The sequence below is a fragment of the Mycobacterium sp. NGS63 genome, assembly GCF_059812295.1.
The window spans coordinates 181,288-197,313 of the sequence record NZ_JCALCJ010000007.1; the positions used below are offsets into that span (position 1 = coordinate 181,288).

The window sequence follows — 16,026 nt, forward strand, 5'->3', positions numbered from 1 at the left end:
GCATTGCGCGAGCCTGACACGATTGGGTAGCGATGACGTCTACGAACGGGCCATCGGCACGAGATTCCGCTGGTAAGGGGCGGGACTCCGGTTCCGTCGACGGCCAGCAGGCCAGGACACAATTTCTGACCGTCGCGGAGGTGGCGGCGCTGATGCGCGTCTCCAAGATGACGGTGTACCGGCTGGTGCACAACGGCGAGCTGCCCGCGGTTCGGGTCGGCCGGTCCTTCCGGGTGCACGCGAAGGCCGTCCACGACATGCTGGAGACGTCGTACTTCGACGCGGGCTGACCCCCGAGCCACCGCGAGCGGTCGCGCCGAGGGTCCAGCGGCCGGTTTGGTGTTCCGTGCGGCACGCCGGGTAAAGTGTCCGGGTCATAGCAGCGGTCACCGGTGGAGATAGCGGAGTTCATGGGTTCAGTAATCAAGAAGCGGCGCAAGCGCATGTCGAAGAAGAAGCACCGCAAGCTGCTGCGCCGCACCCGGGTGCAGCGCAGAAAACTCGGCAAGTAAGCCCCACCGGACCCGGCCGACCGTCACGTCGCCGTAACGCCGTCGACTCGCCCGCCCGTTAGGCTGTTTGGGTGGATCAGTCGAGCGGGGAGGGCGCCGGCGCCGGGGGTGCCGGCGGCGACACCGTGCACTACCCCAAAGTCGTGCTGGTCACCGGCGCGTGCCGGTTTCTGGGCGGCTACCTCACCGCCCGGCTCGCGCAGAACCCGTTGATCAAGGGCGTCATCGCGGTGGACGCGATCGCCCCCAGCAAGGACATGCTGCGCCGGATGGGGCGCGCCGAGTTCGTCCGCGCCGACATTCGTAATCCCTTCATTGCCAAGGTGATTCGCAACGGCGACGTCGACACCGTGGTGCACGCCGCGGCCGCGTCGTACGCGCCGCGCTCGGGCGGCAGCGCGGCGCTGAAGGAAATCAACGTGATGGGCGCGATGCAACTCTTCGCGGCCTGCCAGAAGGCGCCCTCGGTGCGCCGCGTGGTGCTGAAGTCGACCTCGGAGGTGTACGGGTCGAGCGCGCACGATCCCGTCATGTTCACCGAGGACAGCAGCAGCCGCCGGCCGTTCCGCGGCGGTTTCGCCAAGGACAGCCTCGACATCGAGGGTTACGTGCGCGGGTTGGGCCGGCGGCGCCCCGATATTGCGGTGACGATCCTGCGGCTGGCCAACATGATCGGCCCGGCGATGGACACCACGCTGTCGCGGTACCTGGCCGGGCCGCTGGTCCCGACGATGTTCGGCCGCGACGCGCGCTTGCAGCTGCTGCACGAGCAGGACGCGCTGGGCGCGCTGGAGCGCGCGGCGATGGCCGGCAAGGCCGGCACGTTCAACATCGGCGCCGACGGCATCATGATGCTGTCGCAGGCGATCCGGCGGGCGGGCCGAATCCCGGTGCCGGTACCGGGGTTTGGCGTCTGGGCGCTGGATTCGCTGAGACGGGCTAACCGCTATACCGAAATCAGTCGCGATCAATTTGATTATTTGAGCTACGGCCGCGTCATGGACACCACAAGAATGCGCACGGAGCTCGGCTACCAGCCGAAATGGACGACGGCCGAGGCGTTCGACGACTACGTGCGCGGCCGCGGCCTCACTCCCATAATCGACCCTGATCGGGTACGCTCCCTGGAGGGTCGCGCCATAGCGTTAGCGCAGCGCTGGGGAAGCCGAAATGCAATTCCATGGGGTGGGGGCAGGTAGGTATCGTGGCTGGCGAAACCAGAGCGAATGTCATTCCACTGCATACCAATAGGGCTCGGGTAGCCGCTCGTCGCAGAGCCGATCAGCGGGCGGAGTCGTCCCGTCAACATCCCTCCCTGCTGTCCGATCCGCGGGGCCGCGCCTCCGCCGAACAGATCGCCGCCGTCGTCCGCGAAATCGACGAGCACCGCCGTGCAGCGGGGGCATCGGCGACGGGCGAGGCGCCGCTCAACGAACTCGCGCAGCGGGTCGCCGCGGTCGCCGGCTTCCTGCGGCAGCGCCTCACCGGCGACTACACCGTCGACGAATTCGGGTTCGATCCGCACTTCAACAGCGCGATCGTGCGGCCTTTGCTGCGGTTCTTCTTCCGGTCGTGGTTCCGGGTCGAGGTCAGCGGCATCGAGAACCTGCCGAGCGACGGCGCCGCGTTGGTGGTGGCCAATCACGCCGGGGTACTGCCGTTCGACGGGCTGATGCTGTCGGTCGCCGTGCACGACGAACATCCCGCCCAGCGCGACCTGCGGCTGCTGGCCGCCGACATGGTGTTCGACCTGCCGGTGGTCGGCGAGGCCGCCCGCAGGGCCGGCCACACCATGGCCTGCACCACCGACGCGCACCGGCTGCTGGCCGCAGGTGAGCTCACCGCCGTGTTCCCGGAGGGCTACAAGGGGCTGGGCAAGCGGTTCGGGGACCGCTACCGGTTGCAGCGGTTCGGCCGCGGCGGTTTCGTGACCGCGGCGCTGCGCACCAAGGCACCGATCGTGCCGTGCTCGATCGTCGGCTCCGAAGAGATCTACCCGATGCTCGCCGACGTGAAGCTGCTGGCGCGGCTGTTCGGGCTGCCCTACTTCCCGATCACGCCGCTGTTCCCGTTGGCCGGGCCCGCCGGCCTGGTGCCGCTGCCGTCCAAGTGGCGCATCGCGTTCGGCGAACCGATCTACACCAACGACTACGCCGCCTCCGACGCCGAGGACCCGATGGTCACCTTCGAGCTGACCGACCAGGTCCGCGAGACCATCCAGCAGACGCTGTACCGGCTGCTGGCCGGTCGCCGCAACATCTTCTTCGGCTGACGGCCCCGGCTTTCGCGGGCCCACCCCGGCACCGCGAACCGAACCTGGCTGCGACAATCCCGGCCGAATTTCGCCGTGGCGTTCGGCTCGCGGAAAGCGCAACGCCCCGGTGCCTCTTGTCAGAGACACCGGGGCGTTTTGCGTGCAAGCCGCGTGGGGCTACTTCACCAACGTGAACTGGCAGACGTCGGTGTAGCCATCCCGGAACAGGTCCGAGCAGCCCCGCAGGTAGTGCATGTAGATGTCGTAGGTTTCCTGCCCCTTCAGGGCGATCGCCTGGTCCTTGTGCGCCTCGAGCGCGTCGGCCCAGGCGTTCAGGGTCAGCACGTAGTTCTTGCCGATCCGGTGGTAGCGCTCGACCTTCCAGCCGGCGTTGGACGAGTAGTGGTCGACCTGCGGGATCCGGGGCAGCCGGCCGCCGGGGAAGATCTCCGTCAGGATGAACTTGATGAACCGCAGCAGGCTCATCGGCGACGTCAAGCCGAGCTCCTTGGCTTCCTCGGGGGTCGGGATGATGATCGAGTGCAGCAGGAACCGGGCGTCGTCGGGCGTCAGGCTGTAGTACTTCTTGAAGAAGGTGTCGTAGCGCTCGAACCCGGCGTCACCGGCGCCGTCGGCGAAGTGCTCGAACGCACCCAGCGACACGATGCGGTCGACGGGCTCGTCGAATTCCTCCCAGCCCTGAATGCGCACCTCCATGCGGCGCGAGCTGTCGATTTCCTTGAACTTCTCCACGTCGTGCGCGTACTGGTTCTCGCTGAGCGTCAGGCCGATGACGTTGACGTCGTACTCGGTCACGGCGTGGCGCATGGTCGAACCCCAGCCGCAGCCGATGTCGAGCAGCGTCATGCCCGGTTCGAGGTTGAGCTTGTCGAGGGCGAGCTTGCGCTTCGCGTACTGCGCCTCTTCCAGCGTCTTGTTCGGGTGTTCCAGGTCGGGATGCTCGTCGAAATAGGCGCAGCTGTACGTCATCGACGGGTCGAGCCACAGCTTGAAGAACTCGTTGGATTTGTCGTAATGGGATCGGACTGCTTCGACCGGCGGCTTCAGCTGGGTGCCACCCGATTCACCCTGTGACATTGAATTGACCCTACTTTCCGGCAGATATGGATGCAATCGCGGCGACGGTTTCTTCAGCGCCAGCGTCCTGGTGCGCGGCCTCCCCCAGCATCGTGACGACGCTGGTGACAACCGGTTTGCCCTCGGCGTCTGTGACTTCGCTGCGGATCTCGGCGACCACGGCCCCGTGGGACTCGATCACCGAGTCTAGATAGGTGTCGAAGTAAAGCCTATCGTGGGCCAGGATCGGCCGGTGGAAGTGAAATTTCTGGTCGCGGTGCATGACCCGGGCGATGTTGATCGGGATCTCGAACTTGGTGAAGATCTCCAGCTGCACGCGCCGTCCCGCGATCGCCAGAAACGTCAGCGGGGCCACCAGTTCGGGATAGCCGGCCTCGGCGGCGTCGGCCTCGCTGTAGTGCGACGGGTGGTCATCCTTGACCGCCAACGCGAACTCCCGGATCTTTTCGCGTCCGACCTGGAAGTAGTCCGGCGCCCGGTAGTGGCTGCCGATGATCCCCTGGGCCGATTCTGGGATTGTCATGCCGCGTTGCTCTTCCCCTCGACTACGTGCTAGCGGCGCAGCTTATCAGCGCGATTGGCGGCGCGACGCCAGCGCCGCCAGCGCGCCGCCGGCCGCGCCCAGGGCCAGCGCCGACGGCACGCCGATCCGCGCCGCCTTGCGCGCGGTCCGGAAGTCGCGGATCTCCCAGCCCCGCTCGCGGGCCAGCGCGCGCAGGCGCGCATCGGGATTGATGGCGACGGCCGTGCCCACCAGCGACAGCATCGGCACGTCGTTGTAGCTGTCGGAATAGGCCGTGCAGCGCTTGAGGTTGAGGCCCTCCCGGATCGCGAGCGAGCGCACCGCGTGGGCCTTGCCGGTGCCGTGCAGGATCTCGCCGACCAGCCGGCCGGTGAAAACGCCGTCGACCGACTCGGCGACGGTGCCCAGCGCGCCGGTCAATCCGAGCCGGCGCGCGATGGTCGCCGCGAGCTCGTACGGCGTGGCGGTGATCAGCCACACCTGCTGGCCGGCGTCGAGGTGCATCTGGGTCAGCGCGCGGGTGCCCGGCCAGATCTTGTCGGCGATGATCTCGTCGTACACCTCCTCGCCCAACGCGACCAGCTGGTCGACGGAGCGGCCCTCGATGAACGCCAGCGCCTTGCGCCGGCCGGCGGCGACGTCGTTGCTGTTCTCCGTGCCGAGCCACTGAAACTTGGCCTGCGCGTAGATGAATCCGAGCACATCGCGATAGGTGAAGTAGTGGCGGGCGGCCAGCCCGCGCCCGAAGTGCACGGCCGACGACCCCTGTACCAGGGTGTTGTCGACGTCGAAGAACGCGGCCGCGGTCAGGTCGACCGGTGGCTGCGGGCCACCCTCGGCCAGGGCCCCGGAGGCCTGCAGGTCGTCGAGCGCGCGCTTGGCGCTCGCGCTGTCGGCCAGCGATTCCAGGTCAGCGCGACCGGTGGGCGGCGCGCCGCCCGGCTCAGAGGAAGCCGATGCAGCCAAGGCACACCTCCTGGATCGCTGTCGCGGGGTTCTGTCGCCGGTGACAACCCTATCGGGCAAAGCCGTCGAGGATGCTTGCGCGTCGGGCCCATCCCGGCTGCGCAAACCGCGACACCGGACCCGCATCGTCGTAGCATTTGGGACGGATTACTTCGAATTCATTCGGGGGGCTGACGCCGAGGAGGCGCGCCATGGTCAACTTTCCGCTATTGCCCCCCGAGACCAACTCGCTGTTGATGTTCAGCGGCGCCGGCTCGGCGCCGATGGTGCAGGCGGCCGCCGCGTGGGACGGGTTGGCCGACGAGCTCGCGGCCGCGGCGGATTCGTTCGCCTCGGTCACCTCCGGGCTGGCCGGTCAGGCCTGGCAGGGACCGGCGTCGGGGGCCATGGCCGCGGCGGCCGCCCCGTATGCGGGGTGGCTGAGCGCGGCGTCGGCGCGGGCCGCGGCCGCCGCCGGCCAGGCTCAGGCCGTGGCCAGCGCGTTCGAGGCGGCCCGGGCCGCCACGATCCATCCGCTCCTGGTGGCCGCCAACCGCACTGCGTTCGTCCAGTTGATCCGCGCGAACTTTTTGGGGCTCAACGCCCCGGCGATCATGGCCGCCGAATCGCAATACGAGGAGATGTGGGCCCAAGACGTGTCGGCGATGACGGGCTATCAGGCGGGCGCGACGGCGGCCGCCGCCCAGCTGACGCCGTTGGCCAGCGCCGCGCAGGACGCGCTCACCAGCCTGCCCAGCCTGGGCATCGGCAACAAGGGCGGGGCCAATCTGGGCAACGGCAATACCGGCAGCGAAAACGTCGGCAGCGGAAATCTCGGCAACCAGAACATCGGCGGCGGGAACTCCGGCAACGCCAACATCGGCACCGGCAACATCGGCAAAGGCAACTTCGGCGCCGGAAACGTGGGCAATGGCAACATCGGCTTCGGGAATTTCGGCACCTCCTCCACCAGCCCCGACCCGGGCCACAACGTCGGCTTGGGCAACAACGGCAACAACAACTTCGGCCTGGGCAACTTCGGCGACGGCAACCGCGGCGCCGGCAACACCGGCAACAACGACGTCGGCTTCGGCCTCACCGGCGACAACCTGATCGGCGTCGGCAACGCCTACTACAACACCGCCACCGGTCAGTTCACGTTCGCCGGGCTGAATTCGGGCACCGGCAACATCGGCTTCGGCAATTCGGGCTCCAACAACATCGGGTTGTTCAACTCCGGCAGCGGCAACATCGGCATCTTCAACTCGGGCAGCAACATGCTTCAGCCGGGGCACCTGAACAGTTTCGGCATCGGCAATGCCGGCACCGGCGACATCGGCATCGGCAACTCCGCCAACGGGCTGCTGGGCGGCAACTTCGGCATCGGCAACTCCAACCAGTTCAACACCGGCTTCTTCAACTCGGGCATCGAGGACACCGGCGCCGGGAATGCGGGGGCCATCGACACGGGATTCGGCAATGCGGGCAGCTTCAACACCGGCAATGGCAATTCGGGAGACGTCAACACGGGTTTCTGGAATTCGGGTATTGCGAACACGGCGTTCGGGTCGACCATCAACACCGGCGCTAACACCTCGGGCTTCGGCAATACCGGAGTCGACGTCTCGGGCTTCTACAACACGACGGCCGGCGGCACTTTCGACGGCTTTGTGTCCGGGTTCTTCAACACGGTCACGGGCGGCGTAAACAACAACTCCCAGGTCTCGGGCATCGGAAACATCGGCTCGCCGAATGCCTTCGTCGGGCCCGCCATCAGCGGCATTGACTCGGGCTTTTTCAATATGGGCACGCAACTGTCGGGCTTCTTCAGCCTCGCCCGGCTGTTGGCGGGTTAGCTCAGGGCCACATGGCCAGATTCGCCGACATGGCCCCGGTGTAGTTGCGGTGGGCGGTCGCGCCGGCGGCCCGCAACTGAGCCAGCGCCTCGCGCATCATCGCCTCGCCGCGCGCCCAGTGCCGGTGCGCCTCGGCGTGCGCGGCCGCGCCGCCGCCGGTCCATGTCGAGTGCAATTCGCTTACCAGCGAATCGATTTCGGTGAGCATGTGCTCGGCGTAGCGGTGGAACTCCGTCATGTGCCGCACCGCGTCGGCCAGCGCCTGCGGGTCCACCCGGAACGCCTCAGCCATGGCGCACCGCACCCAGCGCCCGCGCGGACGCGGCCTCGTTCTCCTCGTAGAGCCCGCCGGCCCGGGCGACCAGCCGAGCCAGCAGCGACAGTCCCACCTCGACCTCGCCGGCGCCCCGATGCCACAGCTCCCACGCGGAGGCGTACGCGCTTCCCGACGGGCCGCGCCAGCCGTCCAGCAGGCGCCCCACCTGGTCGTCGAGCGCGACGAACTGGTTGCGCAGCTCCTCGGCGCGACCCGACAGCGCCTCGGCGGCCCCCCGCATCTCCGACGGGTCGGCGCGCAACGCACCCTGGGCAGCCACAGCGGCAACGTATCGACTGCGGCGCGGTGCCACAATTCACCCATGACGCGGCACACCGTGGAGCTGCTGACGCGCGACGGCTGCACCATCTGCGCGCGGGTGCACACCCGGCTGGCCGAACTGGCCGATGAGCTGGGCTTCGAGCTGACGACGACCGACGTCGACGCCAGGGCGTCGGCGGGCGACCCGGGGCCGCGGGCCGAGTTTGGCGACCGGCTGCCGGTGGTCCTGCTCGACGGCCGCGAGCACAGTTACTGGGAGATCGACGAGGAGCGGCTGCGGGCGGATCTGGGCCGCTAGGCCGCCGGGCAATTATTTGGTAGCCCAGCTGATCAACGTTTACCGTGGACACCAGTTCAGTTACTGGAGCGAGCAAGGGAGCTGGCCAGGTGATGCTGCCGTGAGCATCCTGCTCTTCGGGGTTTCGCACCGCAGTGCGCCGGTCTCCGTCCTCGAGCAACTCAGCATCGACGAGGCCGATCAGGTCAAGATCGTCGACCGGGTGTTGCAGTCGCCGCTGGTGACCGAGGCGATGGTGCTGTCGACCTGCAACCGGGTCGAGGTCTACGCCGTCGTCGACGCGTTCCACGGCGGGTTGGCGGTGGTCGGGCAGGTGCTGTCGGACCACTCCGGGATGTCGATGGGCGAGCTGACCAAGTACGCCTATGTGCGGTACAGCGAGGCCGCCGTCGAGCACCTGTTCGCGGTGGCCAGCGGCCTGGACTCGGCCGTGGTCGGCGAACAGCAGGTGCTGGGCCAGGTGCGCCGCGCCTACGCGGCCGCCGAGACCAACCGCACCGTCGGCCGCGTGCTGCACGAGCTGGCCCAGCGGGCGCTGTCGGTGGGCAAGCGGGTGCACTCCGAGACCGCCATCGACGCCGCCGGCGCCTCGGTGGTGTCGGTCGCCCTGGGCATGGCCGAACGCAAGCTGGGCGGGCTCGACGGCAAGACCGCCGTGGTCATCGGCGCCGGAGCGATGGGGGCGCTGTCGTCGGCGCACCTGAGCCGGGCCGGCATCGGGCACGTGCGGGTGCTCAACCGGTCGCTGGCCCGGGCGCAGCGGCTGGCCCGCAAGATCCGCGAAACCGGCGCGCGGGCCGAGGCGCTGACCCTCGACCGGCTGGCCGACGCGCTGGCCGACGCCGACGTCGTGGTCAGCTGCACGGGCGCGGTCAGCCCCGTGGTCTCGCTGGCCGACGTGCACCACGCGCTGGCCGGAGCCGGCCGGGACGAATCGGCCCACCCCCTGGTGATCTGCGACCTGGGCATGCCGCGCGACGTCGACCCGGCGGTGGCCGGGCTGCCCGGCGTCTGGGTCGTCGACGTGGACCGGGTGCAGCGCGAGCCGTCGGCCCACGCCGCGGCCGCCGACGTCGACGCCGCGCGCCACATCGTGGCCGCCGAGGTCGCCACCTACCTGGCCGGGCAGCGCATGGCCGAGGTCACCCCGACCGTGACCGCGCTGCGCCAGCGCGCCGCCGATGTCGTCGAGGCGGAGCTGCTGCGCCTGGACAACCGGTTGCCGGGGCTGGACAGCACGCACCGCGAGGAGGTGGCCCGCACCGTGCGGCGGGTGGTGGACAAGCTGCTGCACGCGCCCACGGTCCGGATCAAGCAGCTCGCCAGCGCCCCGGGCGGCGACAGTTACGCCGAGGCCCTGCGCGAGCTCTTCGAACTCGACCAGACCGCGGTCGACGCCGTCGCCGCCGGTGAATTGCCAGTCGTGCCAAGCGGATTCGACGCGGGCACCCAGGCGCAGTCCGGCGAGTAGCCGATTGGCGCACGTGATCCGGATAGGCACCCGGGGCAGCCTGTTGGCCACCACCCAGGCCGGCGTCGTCAGGGACGCTTTGATCGCCAACGGCCACCCGGCGGAGTTGGTGACCATCAGCACCGCCGGCGATCGCTCCTCGGCGCCCATCGAGACCCTGGGTGTGGGGGCCTTCACCACCGCGCTGCGGGAGGCCATCGAGGACGGCCGCGTCGACGCCGCGGTGCACTCCCACAAGGATTTGCCGACCGCCGACGACCCCAGGTTCACCATCGCGGCGATCCCCCCGCGCAACGACCCCCGCGACGCGCTCGTCGCCCGCGACGGGCTGGTGCTCGGGGAGTTGCCGGCGGGTTCGCTGGTGGGCACGTCGTCGCCCCGGCGGGCCGCGCAGCTTAGAGCATTGGGTCTCGGTTTGGAAATCCGCCCCCTACGAGGCAACCTAGATACCAGGTTGAACAGGGTAAGCAGTGGTGATCTTGACGCGATCGTGGTGGCCCGGGCCGGTCTCGCCCGGCTGGGTCGCCTCGACGATGTCACCGAGACGCTAGAGCCGGTGCAGATGTTGCCAGCACCGGCTCAGGGCGCGCTCGCCGTCGAATGCCGCGCCGGTGACAGCCGGCTGGCGGAGGTGCTGGCGGAGCTCGACGACGCCGACACCCGCGCGGCGGTCACCGCGGAGCGAGCCCTGCTGGCCGAACTGGAGGCGGGTTGCTCCGCACCGGTGGGCGCGATCGCCGAGGTGGTCGAGTCCATCGAGGAGGACGGCCGCGTCTTCGAAGAGCTGTCGCTGCGCGGTTGCGTGGCGGCGCTGGACGGGTCCGACGTGATCCGCGCGTCCGGCATCGGCACTCCCGGTCGGGCCCGAGAGCTGGGGCTTTCGGTGGCCGCGGAGCTGTTCGAGCTGGGGGCGCGGGAGCTGATGTCGGCGGCGCGCCACGGCCCGCCCGCGGAAGATGAATGACGCAAGAACTGACTGGGAGCGACAATGACGACGCGAGGGCGTAAGCCGAGACCGGGCCACATCACGTTCGTGGGCTCCGGGCCCGGCGACCCGGGACTGTTGACCGCGCGGGCCGCCTCGGTGCTGGCCAACGCCGCCCTGGTGTTCACCGACCCCGACGTGCCCGAGGCGGTGCTGGCGCTGATCGGCAAGGATCTGCCACCCGTCTCCGGCCCGGCGCCGGCCGACCCGCCCCGCGCGAACGGCGAGGGAGCGCCCGACGGCGACCCGGGCCCGGCAGCGCCCGCGGTGATCTCCGGCGGCCCCGACATCCGCCCGGCCCTCGGCGAGCCCGCCGAGGTCGCCAAGACGCTGGTCGCCGAGGCCCGTTCCGGCGCCGACGTGGTGCGGCTGGTGGCCGGCGACCCGCTGACGCTCGACGCAGTCATCACCGAGGTGAACGCCGTCGCGCGCAGCCACCTGCACCTCGAGATCGTGCCCGGACTCGCGGCCACCAGCGCCGTCCCCACCTACGCGGGGCTGCCGCTTGGATCGTCGCACACCGTCGCCGACGTGCGCGACCCTCACGTGGACTGGGAGGCGCTGGCCGCCGCGCCCGGCCCGCTGATCCTGCAGGCCACCGCGTCGCACCTGCCCGACGCCGCCCGCGCCCTGATCGAGCACGAGCTGGCCGAGACCACCCCGTGCGTGGTGACCGCGCAGGGCACCACCTGCCAGCAGCGTTCGGTCGAGACCACGCTGGGTGGCCTGACCGATCCGGCCGTCCTGGGCGGCGGCGCCGACCCCGCCGGCCCGCTGACCGGCCCGCTGGTCGTGACCATCGGCAAGACGGTGGCCAGCCGGGCGAAGCTGAACTGGTGGGAGAGCCGCGCGCTGTACGGCTGGACCGTGCTGGTGCCGCGCACCAAGGACCAGGCCGGCGAGATGAGCGAGCGCCTGACCTCCTACGGCGCGCTGCCGATCGAGGTGCCGACCATCGCCGTCGAGCCGCCGCGCAGCCCCGCCCAGATGGAGCGCGCCGTCAAGGGCCTGGTCGACGGCCGCTTCCAGTGGGTGGTGTTCACCTCCACCAACGCCGTGCGCGCGGTGTGGGAGAAGTTCGGCGAGTTCGGCCTGGACGCGCGCGCGTTCTCCGGGGTGAAGATCGCCTGCGTGGGCGAGTCGACCGCCGACCGGGTCCGCGCCTTCGGGATCAGCCCGGAGCTGGTGCCGGCCGGGGAGCAGTCCTCGCTGGGCCTGCTCGACGACTTCCCGCCGTACGACAGCATTTTCGACCCGGTGAACCGCGTCCTGCTGCCGCGGGCCGACATCGCCACCGAGACGCTGGCCGAGGGGCTGCGCGAGCGGGGCTGGGAGATCGAGGACGTCACCGCCTACCGGACCGTGCGCGCCGCGCCGCCGCCGGCGGCCACCCGCGAGATGATCAAGACGGGCGGCTTCGACGCGGTGTGCTTCACCTCCAGCTCGACGGTGCGCAACCTGGTCGGCATCGCCGGAAAGCCGCACGCGCGGACCATCATCGCGTGCATCGGCCCCAAGACCGCCGAGACCGCCGCCGAGTTCGGCCTCCGGGTGGACGTCCAGCCCGACACCGCCGCCGTCGGCCCCCTGGTCGACGCCCTGGCCGAGCACGCCGCGCGGTTGCGCGCCGAGGGGGCGCTGCCGCCGCCGCGCAAGAAGAGCCGCAGGCGATGACACGCCCTGCGTTGACTCTGCGCTGGTGGCGTAAAAGTGCGAGTAACCCCCGCCGTCAACGCAGAGTCAACGCACGAAAATGAGGCAGCGCCCGCGTCGGCTCCGCTCCACCCCCGCATTGCGTCGCCTGGTGGCGCAAACGTCGCTGGAGCCAAGGCATTTGGTGCTGCCGATGTTCATCAGCGCTGAGGCCGACGGCATCGACGAACCGCGGCCCATCCCTTCCATGCCGAACGTCGTTCAGCACACCCGGGATTCGCTGCGCAAGGCCGCCGAAGACGCCGTCGTCGCCGGGGTGGGCGGGCTGATGCTGTTCGGGGTGCCCCGCGAACAGGACAAGGACGCGACCGGCTCGGCGGGCACCGACCCCGACGGCATCCTCAACGTCGCGCTGCGCGACCTGGCCAAGGACCTCGGTGACGCCACGGTGTTGATGGCCGACACCTGCCTGGACGAATTCACCGATCACGGCCACTGCGGCGTCCTGGATGCCAGGGGCCGGGTGGACAACGACGCCACCCTGGCGCGCTACGTGAAACTGGCTGTGGCACAAGCGGAATCGGGTGCCCACGTGGTGGGGCCGAGCGGGATGATGGACGGCCAGGTGGCCGCGATCCGCGACGGCCTGGACGCCGCGGGCCACCCCGACGTGGTGATCCTGGCCTACGCGGCGAAGTTCGCGTCGGCGTTCTACGGCCCCTTCCGCGACGCCGTCAGCTCCAGCCTGTCCGGCGACCGGCGCACCTACCAGCAGGAGCCGGGCAACTTCCGGGAGGCGCTGCGCGAGATCCGGCTGGACCTCGACGAGGGCGCCGACCTGATGATGGTCAAGCCCGCACTGGGTTACCTGGACGTGGTGTCGGCGGCGGCCGCGGTTTCGCCGGTGCCGGTGGCCGCCTATCAGGTGTCGGGGGAGTACGCGATGGTCTGCGCGGCGGCCGCCAACGGCTGGATCGACGAGCGGGCTGCGGCGCTGGAGTCGTTGATCAGCATCCGGCGCGCCGGCGCCGATGTCGTGCTCACCTACTGGGCCGCCGATGCGGCAGGCTGGCTTTCGTGACAACAGACAGCCATTCGCAGCCGTTGTTCTACGAGCGGGGCGCCAGCTGGGGGTGGGTGGCGCTGGGTCCCGTCGCGGCGGGCGCCATGGTGCTGATCCAGATCTGGAGCGGCGCCCCGGTGTCGTTCGTCGTCCCGGCGATCTTCTTGGTGCTGGTCTCGGCGTTCGTGGGCCTGCAGGTGAAGGCGGCGAGGATCCATGTCTCGGTCGAGCTCACCGCGGACGCCCTGCGCCAGGGCACCGAAACCATCCTGGTGCGCGAGATCGTCAAGGTCTATCCCGAGCCCGAGCACCACGAGGCCTCCGGCAAGGAGCTGGCGCGGTGGCAGTCGGCACGGGCGCTCGGCGAACTGACCGGGGTGCCGCGCCACCGCATCGGCATCGGTCTCAAGCTCACGGGTGATCGCACCGCCCAGGCCTGGGCGCGTCGTCATCGTCAGCTGCGCGCGGCGCTGACCCCGTTGGTCCAGGAGCGGGTGGAGCCCGCCGGATCCGATATCCCCGACGACGAGCGCGACGACCGTTCAGACGGGCCCGCGCTGTGACCGCCCGCTACCGGGCCGTCAAGGCGTGGATTCAGCTCAGCCTGGCCTGCGCGGCGCTGGTGGGCGCGGGCGTTTGTTGGCTACACGCGCGCCACACGGTCGGGGTGGCGCCCATCGCGGATGGCCAGCCGTCCACGACGTCGCTGGTCTACGACCCCCAGCTGCTGTTGCTGACCGTGGTGCTGCTGACGACCGCGGGTGTCCTGGCGGTGGTGGGGGTGGCCCGGCTGCGGCGGCGCGGGGCGATGGAGAAGACTAAGCCGTCTTCTTGATGAGCGGCAGCACCAACCGGCGGCGGTCAACGATCGCGTCGGCCAGGTTGCGCAGCGCCTCGCGCACCGAACGCGCGATCGGGAACATCTCGGCGTTCTCGTCCTGGTCGCGGCCGATACCCAGCAGCTCCATGGCGGCGGGGCTGGCGACCAACGTCCACTCGACCCCGGCGGCGCGGCAGGCCTCATCGAGCCGGTGCACCAGCGAAATGCCCGCTGCGGCAAAGTGATTGACCTCGCTCAGATCCAGCACCAGCGGGTTACCCCCGAGGGCGAAGCGCCGGATGTGCTCGCCGACGCGGTCGACGTTGACGGCGTCGATCTCGCCGCGGATGGTCACCACGGTCGCCAGGTGCCGGCACTGGGCGCGGACGTGGGCGCCATCGCAGTCGAACGTGCCGTAACCGTGCCGAGTCGCGACGTTTGCGATTGTCATGTGCGCCCCATTCCCGTCAAGCCTGTCTACTAAGGTGCCCGCCAAACCTAAGGGGACCGACAGCCGGCTCTAACTCTTTGCTAAGAAGCGTTTTGGTCGAGCAAACGGGGCAGCCACGCCACGGACCCTCACGCCGTCGCCGCGCCCCCGCTGTTAGGCTGCGTGGGCTGCCGGTGCTCAGTCGGGGGGCTTGTGTGATCGCGAGATCGCCCGGTCAGCCAGGCAATCGGAATACGAAACCGCGCGGTTCAGACGGAAAGAGCATCGTGGGGAGCGAGATTAAGGGCGAGATCAAGGCCCTGACGGGGCTCCGCATCGTCGCCGCGGTGTGGGTGGTGCTGTTCCACTTCCGCCCGATGCTGGGCGACGTGTCGCCGGGACTCCTCGACGCCCTCGCGCCGGTGCTCAACTGCGGGGCCCAGGGTGTCGACCTGTTCTTCATCCTCAGTGGGTTCGTGCTGACCTGGAATTACCTCGACCGCCTGGGCCGGTCGTGGTCGACGCGGGCCACCCTGCACTTCCTGTGGCTGCGGCTGGCCCGGGTGTGGCCGGTGTACCTGCTCACCCTGCACCTGGCCGCCCTATGGGTGATCTTCACCCTGCACGTCGGCCACGTGCCGTCGCCCGACGCCGGCCAGCTCACCGCGATCAGCTATGTGCGCCAGATCCTGTTGGTCCAGTTGTGGTTCGTGCCGTTCTTCGACGACTCCAGCTGGGACGGGCCGGCCTGGTCGATCAGCGCGGAATGGCTGGCCTACCTGCTTTTCGGGGTGCTGGTGCTGGTGATCCTGCGGATGAAGCAGGCGACGAGGGCGCGCAACCTGATGGTGCTGGCGTTCCTGGCGTCGCTGCCGCCGATGGTGATGTTGTTGGCCAGCGGCCACTTCTACACGCCGTGGAGCTGGCTGCCGCGCATCGTCACCCAGTTCACCGCCGGCGCCCTGGCCTGCGCCGCGGTGCGCAGGCTGCGGATGACCGAGCGCGGCCGCCGCGCCGCGGGCTACGTGGCCCTGCTGCTCTTGGCGGCCATGGTGGGCGTCCTCTACTGGTTCGACGCGCACCCGATATCCGGGGTCGTGGAGAACGACAGCGGCGGGGTGGTCGACGTGCTGTTCGTTCCGCTGGTGATCACCCTGGCGATCGGCCTGGGCGGCCTGCCGCGGCTGCTGTCGACGCGGGCGATGGTGTACGGCGGGCAGATCTCGTTCTGCCTGTACATGGTGCACGAGCTGGTGCACACCGCCTGGGGATGGGCGGTCGAGCAGTTCGAGATCACGCCGCAGGACAACCCGTGGAAATGGAACGTCATCGGCCTGCTGGCGATCGCGGTCGTGCTGTCGATCCTGATGTATCACCTCGTCGAGGAACCCGCCCGCCGCTGGATGCGCAAGATGGTCCACATCCGTCCCGCCGACGCCGGGAAAGTCGGGGCCGCCGAGCCGGCCAAGCTGCACCCGATCGACGGTGGGCTGGAAGCGGTTTCGGCCCGCGCGGTGTGA

19 protein-coding genes are annotated in these 16,026 nt (G+C 69.6%); 13 read left to right on the forward strand and 6 right to left on the reverse strand.

Going from position 1 to position 16,026, the window contains the following annotated elements; genetic code table 11:
• Positions 1–32 precede the first annotated feature (32 nt).
• From AC5Y4Z_RS19320 to AC5Y4Z_RS19335, 4 genes are all read left to right on the forward strand, one after another.
• Positions 33–290: a cell division/environmental response transcriptional regulator gene (locus tag AC5Y4Z_RS19320; RefSeq protein ID WP_499966233.1), complete on the forward strand. Its 258-nt coding sequence runs from the start codon at positions 33–35 to the stop codon at positions 288–290.
• Between the two features lie 120 nt (positions 291–410).
• Positions 411–512 carry a 30S ribosomal protein bS22 gene (locus tag AC5Y4Z_RS19325; RefSeq protein WP_003402602.1) on the forward strand — a complete coding sequence of 34 codons (102 nt, stop codon included), beginning with the start codon at positions 411–413 and terminating at the stop codon, positions 510–512.
• A 71-nt stretch (positions 513–583) separates the two neighbouring features.
• Positions 584–1,711, forward strand: a complete 1,128-nt coding sequence (locus tag AC5Y4Z_RS19330) for an SDR family oxidoreductase (RefSeq protein ID WP_499966234.1) — start codon at positions 584–586, stop codon at positions 1,709–1,711.
• Positions 1,693–2,784 carry a lysophospholipid acyltransferase family protein gene (locus tag AC5Y4Z_RS19335; protein WP_499966235.1) on the forward strand — a complete coding sequence of 364 codons (1,092 nt, stop codon included), beginning with the start codon at positions 1,693–1,695 and terminating at the stop codon, positions 2,782–2,784. The genes AC5Y4Z_RS19330 and AC5Y4Z_RS19335 overlap by 19 nt, the downstream gene beginning before the upstream one ends.
• 159 nt (positions 2,785–2,943) lie before the next feature.
• Here the strand turns inward: AC5Y4Z_RS19335 and cmaA2 are convergent, their stop codons facing one another.
• The 3 genes from cmaA2 to AC5Y4Z_RS19350 are packed head-to-tail and all read right to left on the reverse strand — an operon-like array spanning position 2,944 to position 5,353.
• Positions 2,944–3,864 carry a cyclopropane mycolic acid synthase CmaA2 gene (cmaA2, locus tag AC5Y4Z_RS19340; protein WP_499966237.1) on the reverse strand — a complete coding sequence of 307 codons (921 nt, stop codon included), beginning with the start codon at positions 3,862–3,864 and terminating at the stop codon, positions 2,944–2,946.
• A 10-nt stretch (positions 3,865–3,874) separates the two neighbouring features.
• A complete protein-coding gene (locus tag AC5Y4Z_RS19345) occupies positions 3,875–4,387 on the reverse strand; it encodes an FAS1-like dehydratase domain-containing protein (protein WP_499966239.1) in 513 nt (170 codons plus the stop codon).
• A 45-nt stretch (positions 4,388–4,432) separates the two neighbouring features.
• Positions 4,433–5,353: an HAD family hydrolase gene (locus tag AC5Y4Z_RS19350; RefSeq protein WP_499966241.1), complete on the reverse strand. Its 921-nt coding sequence runs from the start codon at positions 5,351–5,353 to the stop codon at positions 4,433–4,435.
• Positions 5,354–5,544: 191 nt separating this feature from the next.
• Between AC5Y4Z_RS19350 and AC5Y4Z_RS19355 the strand changes: the two genes are divergently transcribed.
• The gene (locus tag AC5Y4Z_RS19355) at positions 5,545–7,188 is read left to right on the forward strand and encodes a PPE family protein (RefSeq protein WP_499966242.1); all 1,644 of its coding nucleotides are present in this window, start codon (positions 5,545–5,547) and stop codon (positions 7,186–7,188) included.
• 1 nt (position 7,189) lies between these two features.
• Here the strand turns inward: AC5Y4Z_RS19355 and AC5Y4Z_RS19360 are convergent, their stop codons facing one another.
• Entirely contained in the window at positions 7,190–7,480 is a 291-nt protein-coding gene (locus tag AC5Y4Z_RS19360) for a WXG100 family type VII secretion target (RefSeq protein ID WP_499966243.1), read from the reverse strand.
• Positions 7,473–7,784, reverse strand: coding sequence for a WXG100 family type VII secretion target (locus AC5Y4Z_RS19365; protein ID WP_499966244.1), 312 nt, complete (start codon positions 7,782–7,784; stop codon positions 7,473–7,475). The genes AC5Y4Z_RS19360 and AC5Y4Z_RS19365 overlap by 8 nt, the downstream gene beginning before the upstream one ends.
• 42 nt (positions 7,785–7,826) lie before the next feature.
• Here AC5Y4Z_RS19365 and AC5Y4Z_RS19370 point away from each other — a divergent pair, with 42 nt between their 5' ends.
• The 7 genes from AC5Y4Z_RS19370 (at position 7,827) to AC5Y4Z_RS19400 (ending at position 14,091) form a co-directional block, all read left to right on the forward strand.
• Positions 7,827–8,084 carry a glutaredoxin family protein gene (locus tag AC5Y4Z_RS19370; protein ID WP_499966245.1) on the forward strand — a complete coding sequence of 86 codons (258 nt, stop codon included), beginning with the start codon at positions 7,827–7,829 and terminating at the stop codon, positions 8,082–8,084.
• Between the two features lie 100 nt (positions 8,085–8,184).
• The gene (locus tag AC5Y4Z_RS19375; RefSeq protein ID WP_499966246.1) at positions 8,185–9,555 is read left to right on the forward strand and encodes a glutamyl-tRNA reductase; all 1,371 of its coding nucleotides are present in this window, start codon (positions 8,185–8,187) and stop codon (positions 9,553–9,555) included.
• A 13-nt stretch (positions 9,556–9,568) separates the two neighbouring features.
• Positions 9,569–10,519 carry a hydroxymethylbilane synthase gene (hemC, locus tag AC5Y4Z_RS19380; RefSeq protein ID WP_499966247.1) on the forward strand — a complete coding sequence of 317 codons (951 nt, stop codon included), beginning with the start codon at positions 9,569–9,571 and terminating at the stop codon, positions 10,517–10,519.
• A 24-nt stretch (positions 10,520–10,543) separates the two neighbouring features.
• Positions 10,544–12,214, forward strand: coding sequence for a bifunctional uroporphyrinogen-III C-methyltransferase/uroporphyrinogen-III synthase (locus tag AC5Y4Z_RS19385; RefSeq protein ID WP_499966248.1), 1,671 nt, complete (start codon positions 10,544–10,546; stop codon positions 12,212–12,214).
• A 79-nt stretch (positions 12,215–12,293) separates the two neighbouring features.
• The gene (gene hemB, locus AC5Y4Z_RS19390) at positions 12,294–13,274 is read left to right on the forward strand and encodes a porphobilinogen synthase (protein WP_499966249.1); all 981 of its coding nucleotides are present in this window, start codon (positions 12,294–12,296) and stop codon (positions 13,272–13,274) included.
• Positions 13,271–13,819, forward strand: coding sequence for a transport-regulating membrane protein Mce1N (gene mce1N / locus AC5Y4Z_RS19395; protein WP_499966250.1), 549 nt, complete (start codon positions 13,271–13,273; stop codon positions 13,817–13,819). Before hemB ends, mce1N begins: the two co-directional genes overlap by 4 nt.
• Entirely contained in the window at positions 13,816–14,091 is a 276-nt protein-coding gene (locus AC5Y4Z_RS19400; protein ID WP_499966251.1) for a hypothetical protein, read from the forward strand. The genes mce1N and AC5Y4Z_RS19400 overlap by 4 nt, the downstream gene beginning before the upstream one ends.
• On the opposite strand, the gene AC5Y4Z_RS19405 is transcribed toward AC5Y4Z_RS19400, so the two are convergent.
• On the reverse strand, positions 14,075–14,527 hold the full coding sequence (locus tag AC5Y4Z_RS19405) for an STAS domain-containing protein (protein WP_499966252.1): 453 nt from the start codon (positions 14,525–14,527) through the stop codon (positions 14,075–14,077). The two genes, AC5Y4Z_RS19400 and AC5Y4Z_RS19405, sit on opposite strands and share 17 nt — an antisense overlap.
• A 263-nt stretch (positions 14,528–14,790) precedes the next feature.
• On the opposite strand from AC5Y4Z_RS19405, the gene AC5Y4Z_RS19410 reads away from it, so the two are divergent.
• A complete protein-coding gene (locus AC5Y4Z_RS19410; RefSeq protein ID WP_499966376.1) occupies positions 14,791–16,026 on the forward strand; it encodes an acyltransferase family protein in 1,236 nt (411 codons plus the stop codon).

What these genes read in the sequence shown, in the direction of transcription:
- AC5Y4Z_RS19355 (WP_499966242.1), top strand. Translation starts at nt 5,545, where the DNA reads ATGGTCAACTTTCCGCTATTGCCCCCCGAGACCAACTCGCTGTTGATG.
- AC5Y4Z_RS19360 (WP_499966243.1), bottom strand. Translation starts at nt 7,480, where the DNA reads ATGGCTGAGGCGTTCCGGGTGGACCCGCAGGCGCTGGCCGACGCGGTG.
- AC5Y4Z_RS19320 (WP_499966233.1), top strand. Translation starts at nt 33, where the DNA reads ATGACGTCTACGAACGGGCCATCGGCACGAGATTCCGCTGGTAAGGGG.
- AC5Y4Z_RS19405 (WP_499966252.1), bottom strand. Translation starts at nt 14,527, where the DNA reads ATGACAATCGCAAACGTCGCGACTCGGCACGGTTACGGCACGTTCGAC.
- AC5Y4Z_RS19385 (WP_499966248.1), top strand. Translation starts at nt 10,544, where the DNA reads ATGACGACGCGAGGGCGTAAGCCGAGACCGGGCCACATCACGTTCGTG.
- AC5Y4Z_RS19325 (WP_003402602.1), top strand. Translation starts at nt 411, where the DNA reads ATGGGTTCAGTAATCAAGAAGCGGCGCAAGCGCATGTCGAAGAAGAAG.
- cmaA2 (WP_499966237.1), bottom strand. Translation starts at nt 3,864, where the DNA reads ATGTCACAGGGTGAATCGGGTGGCACCCAGCTGAAGCCGCCGGTCGAA.
- hemB (WP_499966249.1), top strand. Translation starts at nt 12,294, where the DNA reads ATGAGGCAGCGCCCGCGTCGGCTCCGCTCCACCCCCGCATTGCGTCGC.
- AC5Y4Z_RS19335 (WP_499966235.1), top strand. Translation starts at nt 1,693, where the DNA reads ATGGGGTGGGGGCAGGTAGGTATCGTGGCTGGCGAAACCAGAGCGAAT.
- AC5Y4Z_RS19370 (WP_499966245.1), top strand. Translation starts at nt 7,827, where the DNA reads ATGACGCGGCACACCGTGGAGCTGCTGACGCGCGACGGCTGCACCATC.
- AC5Y4Z_RS19345 (WP_499966239.1), bottom strand. Translation starts at nt 4,387, where the DNA reads ATGACAATCCCAGAATCGGCCCAGGGGATCATCGGCAGCCACTACCGG.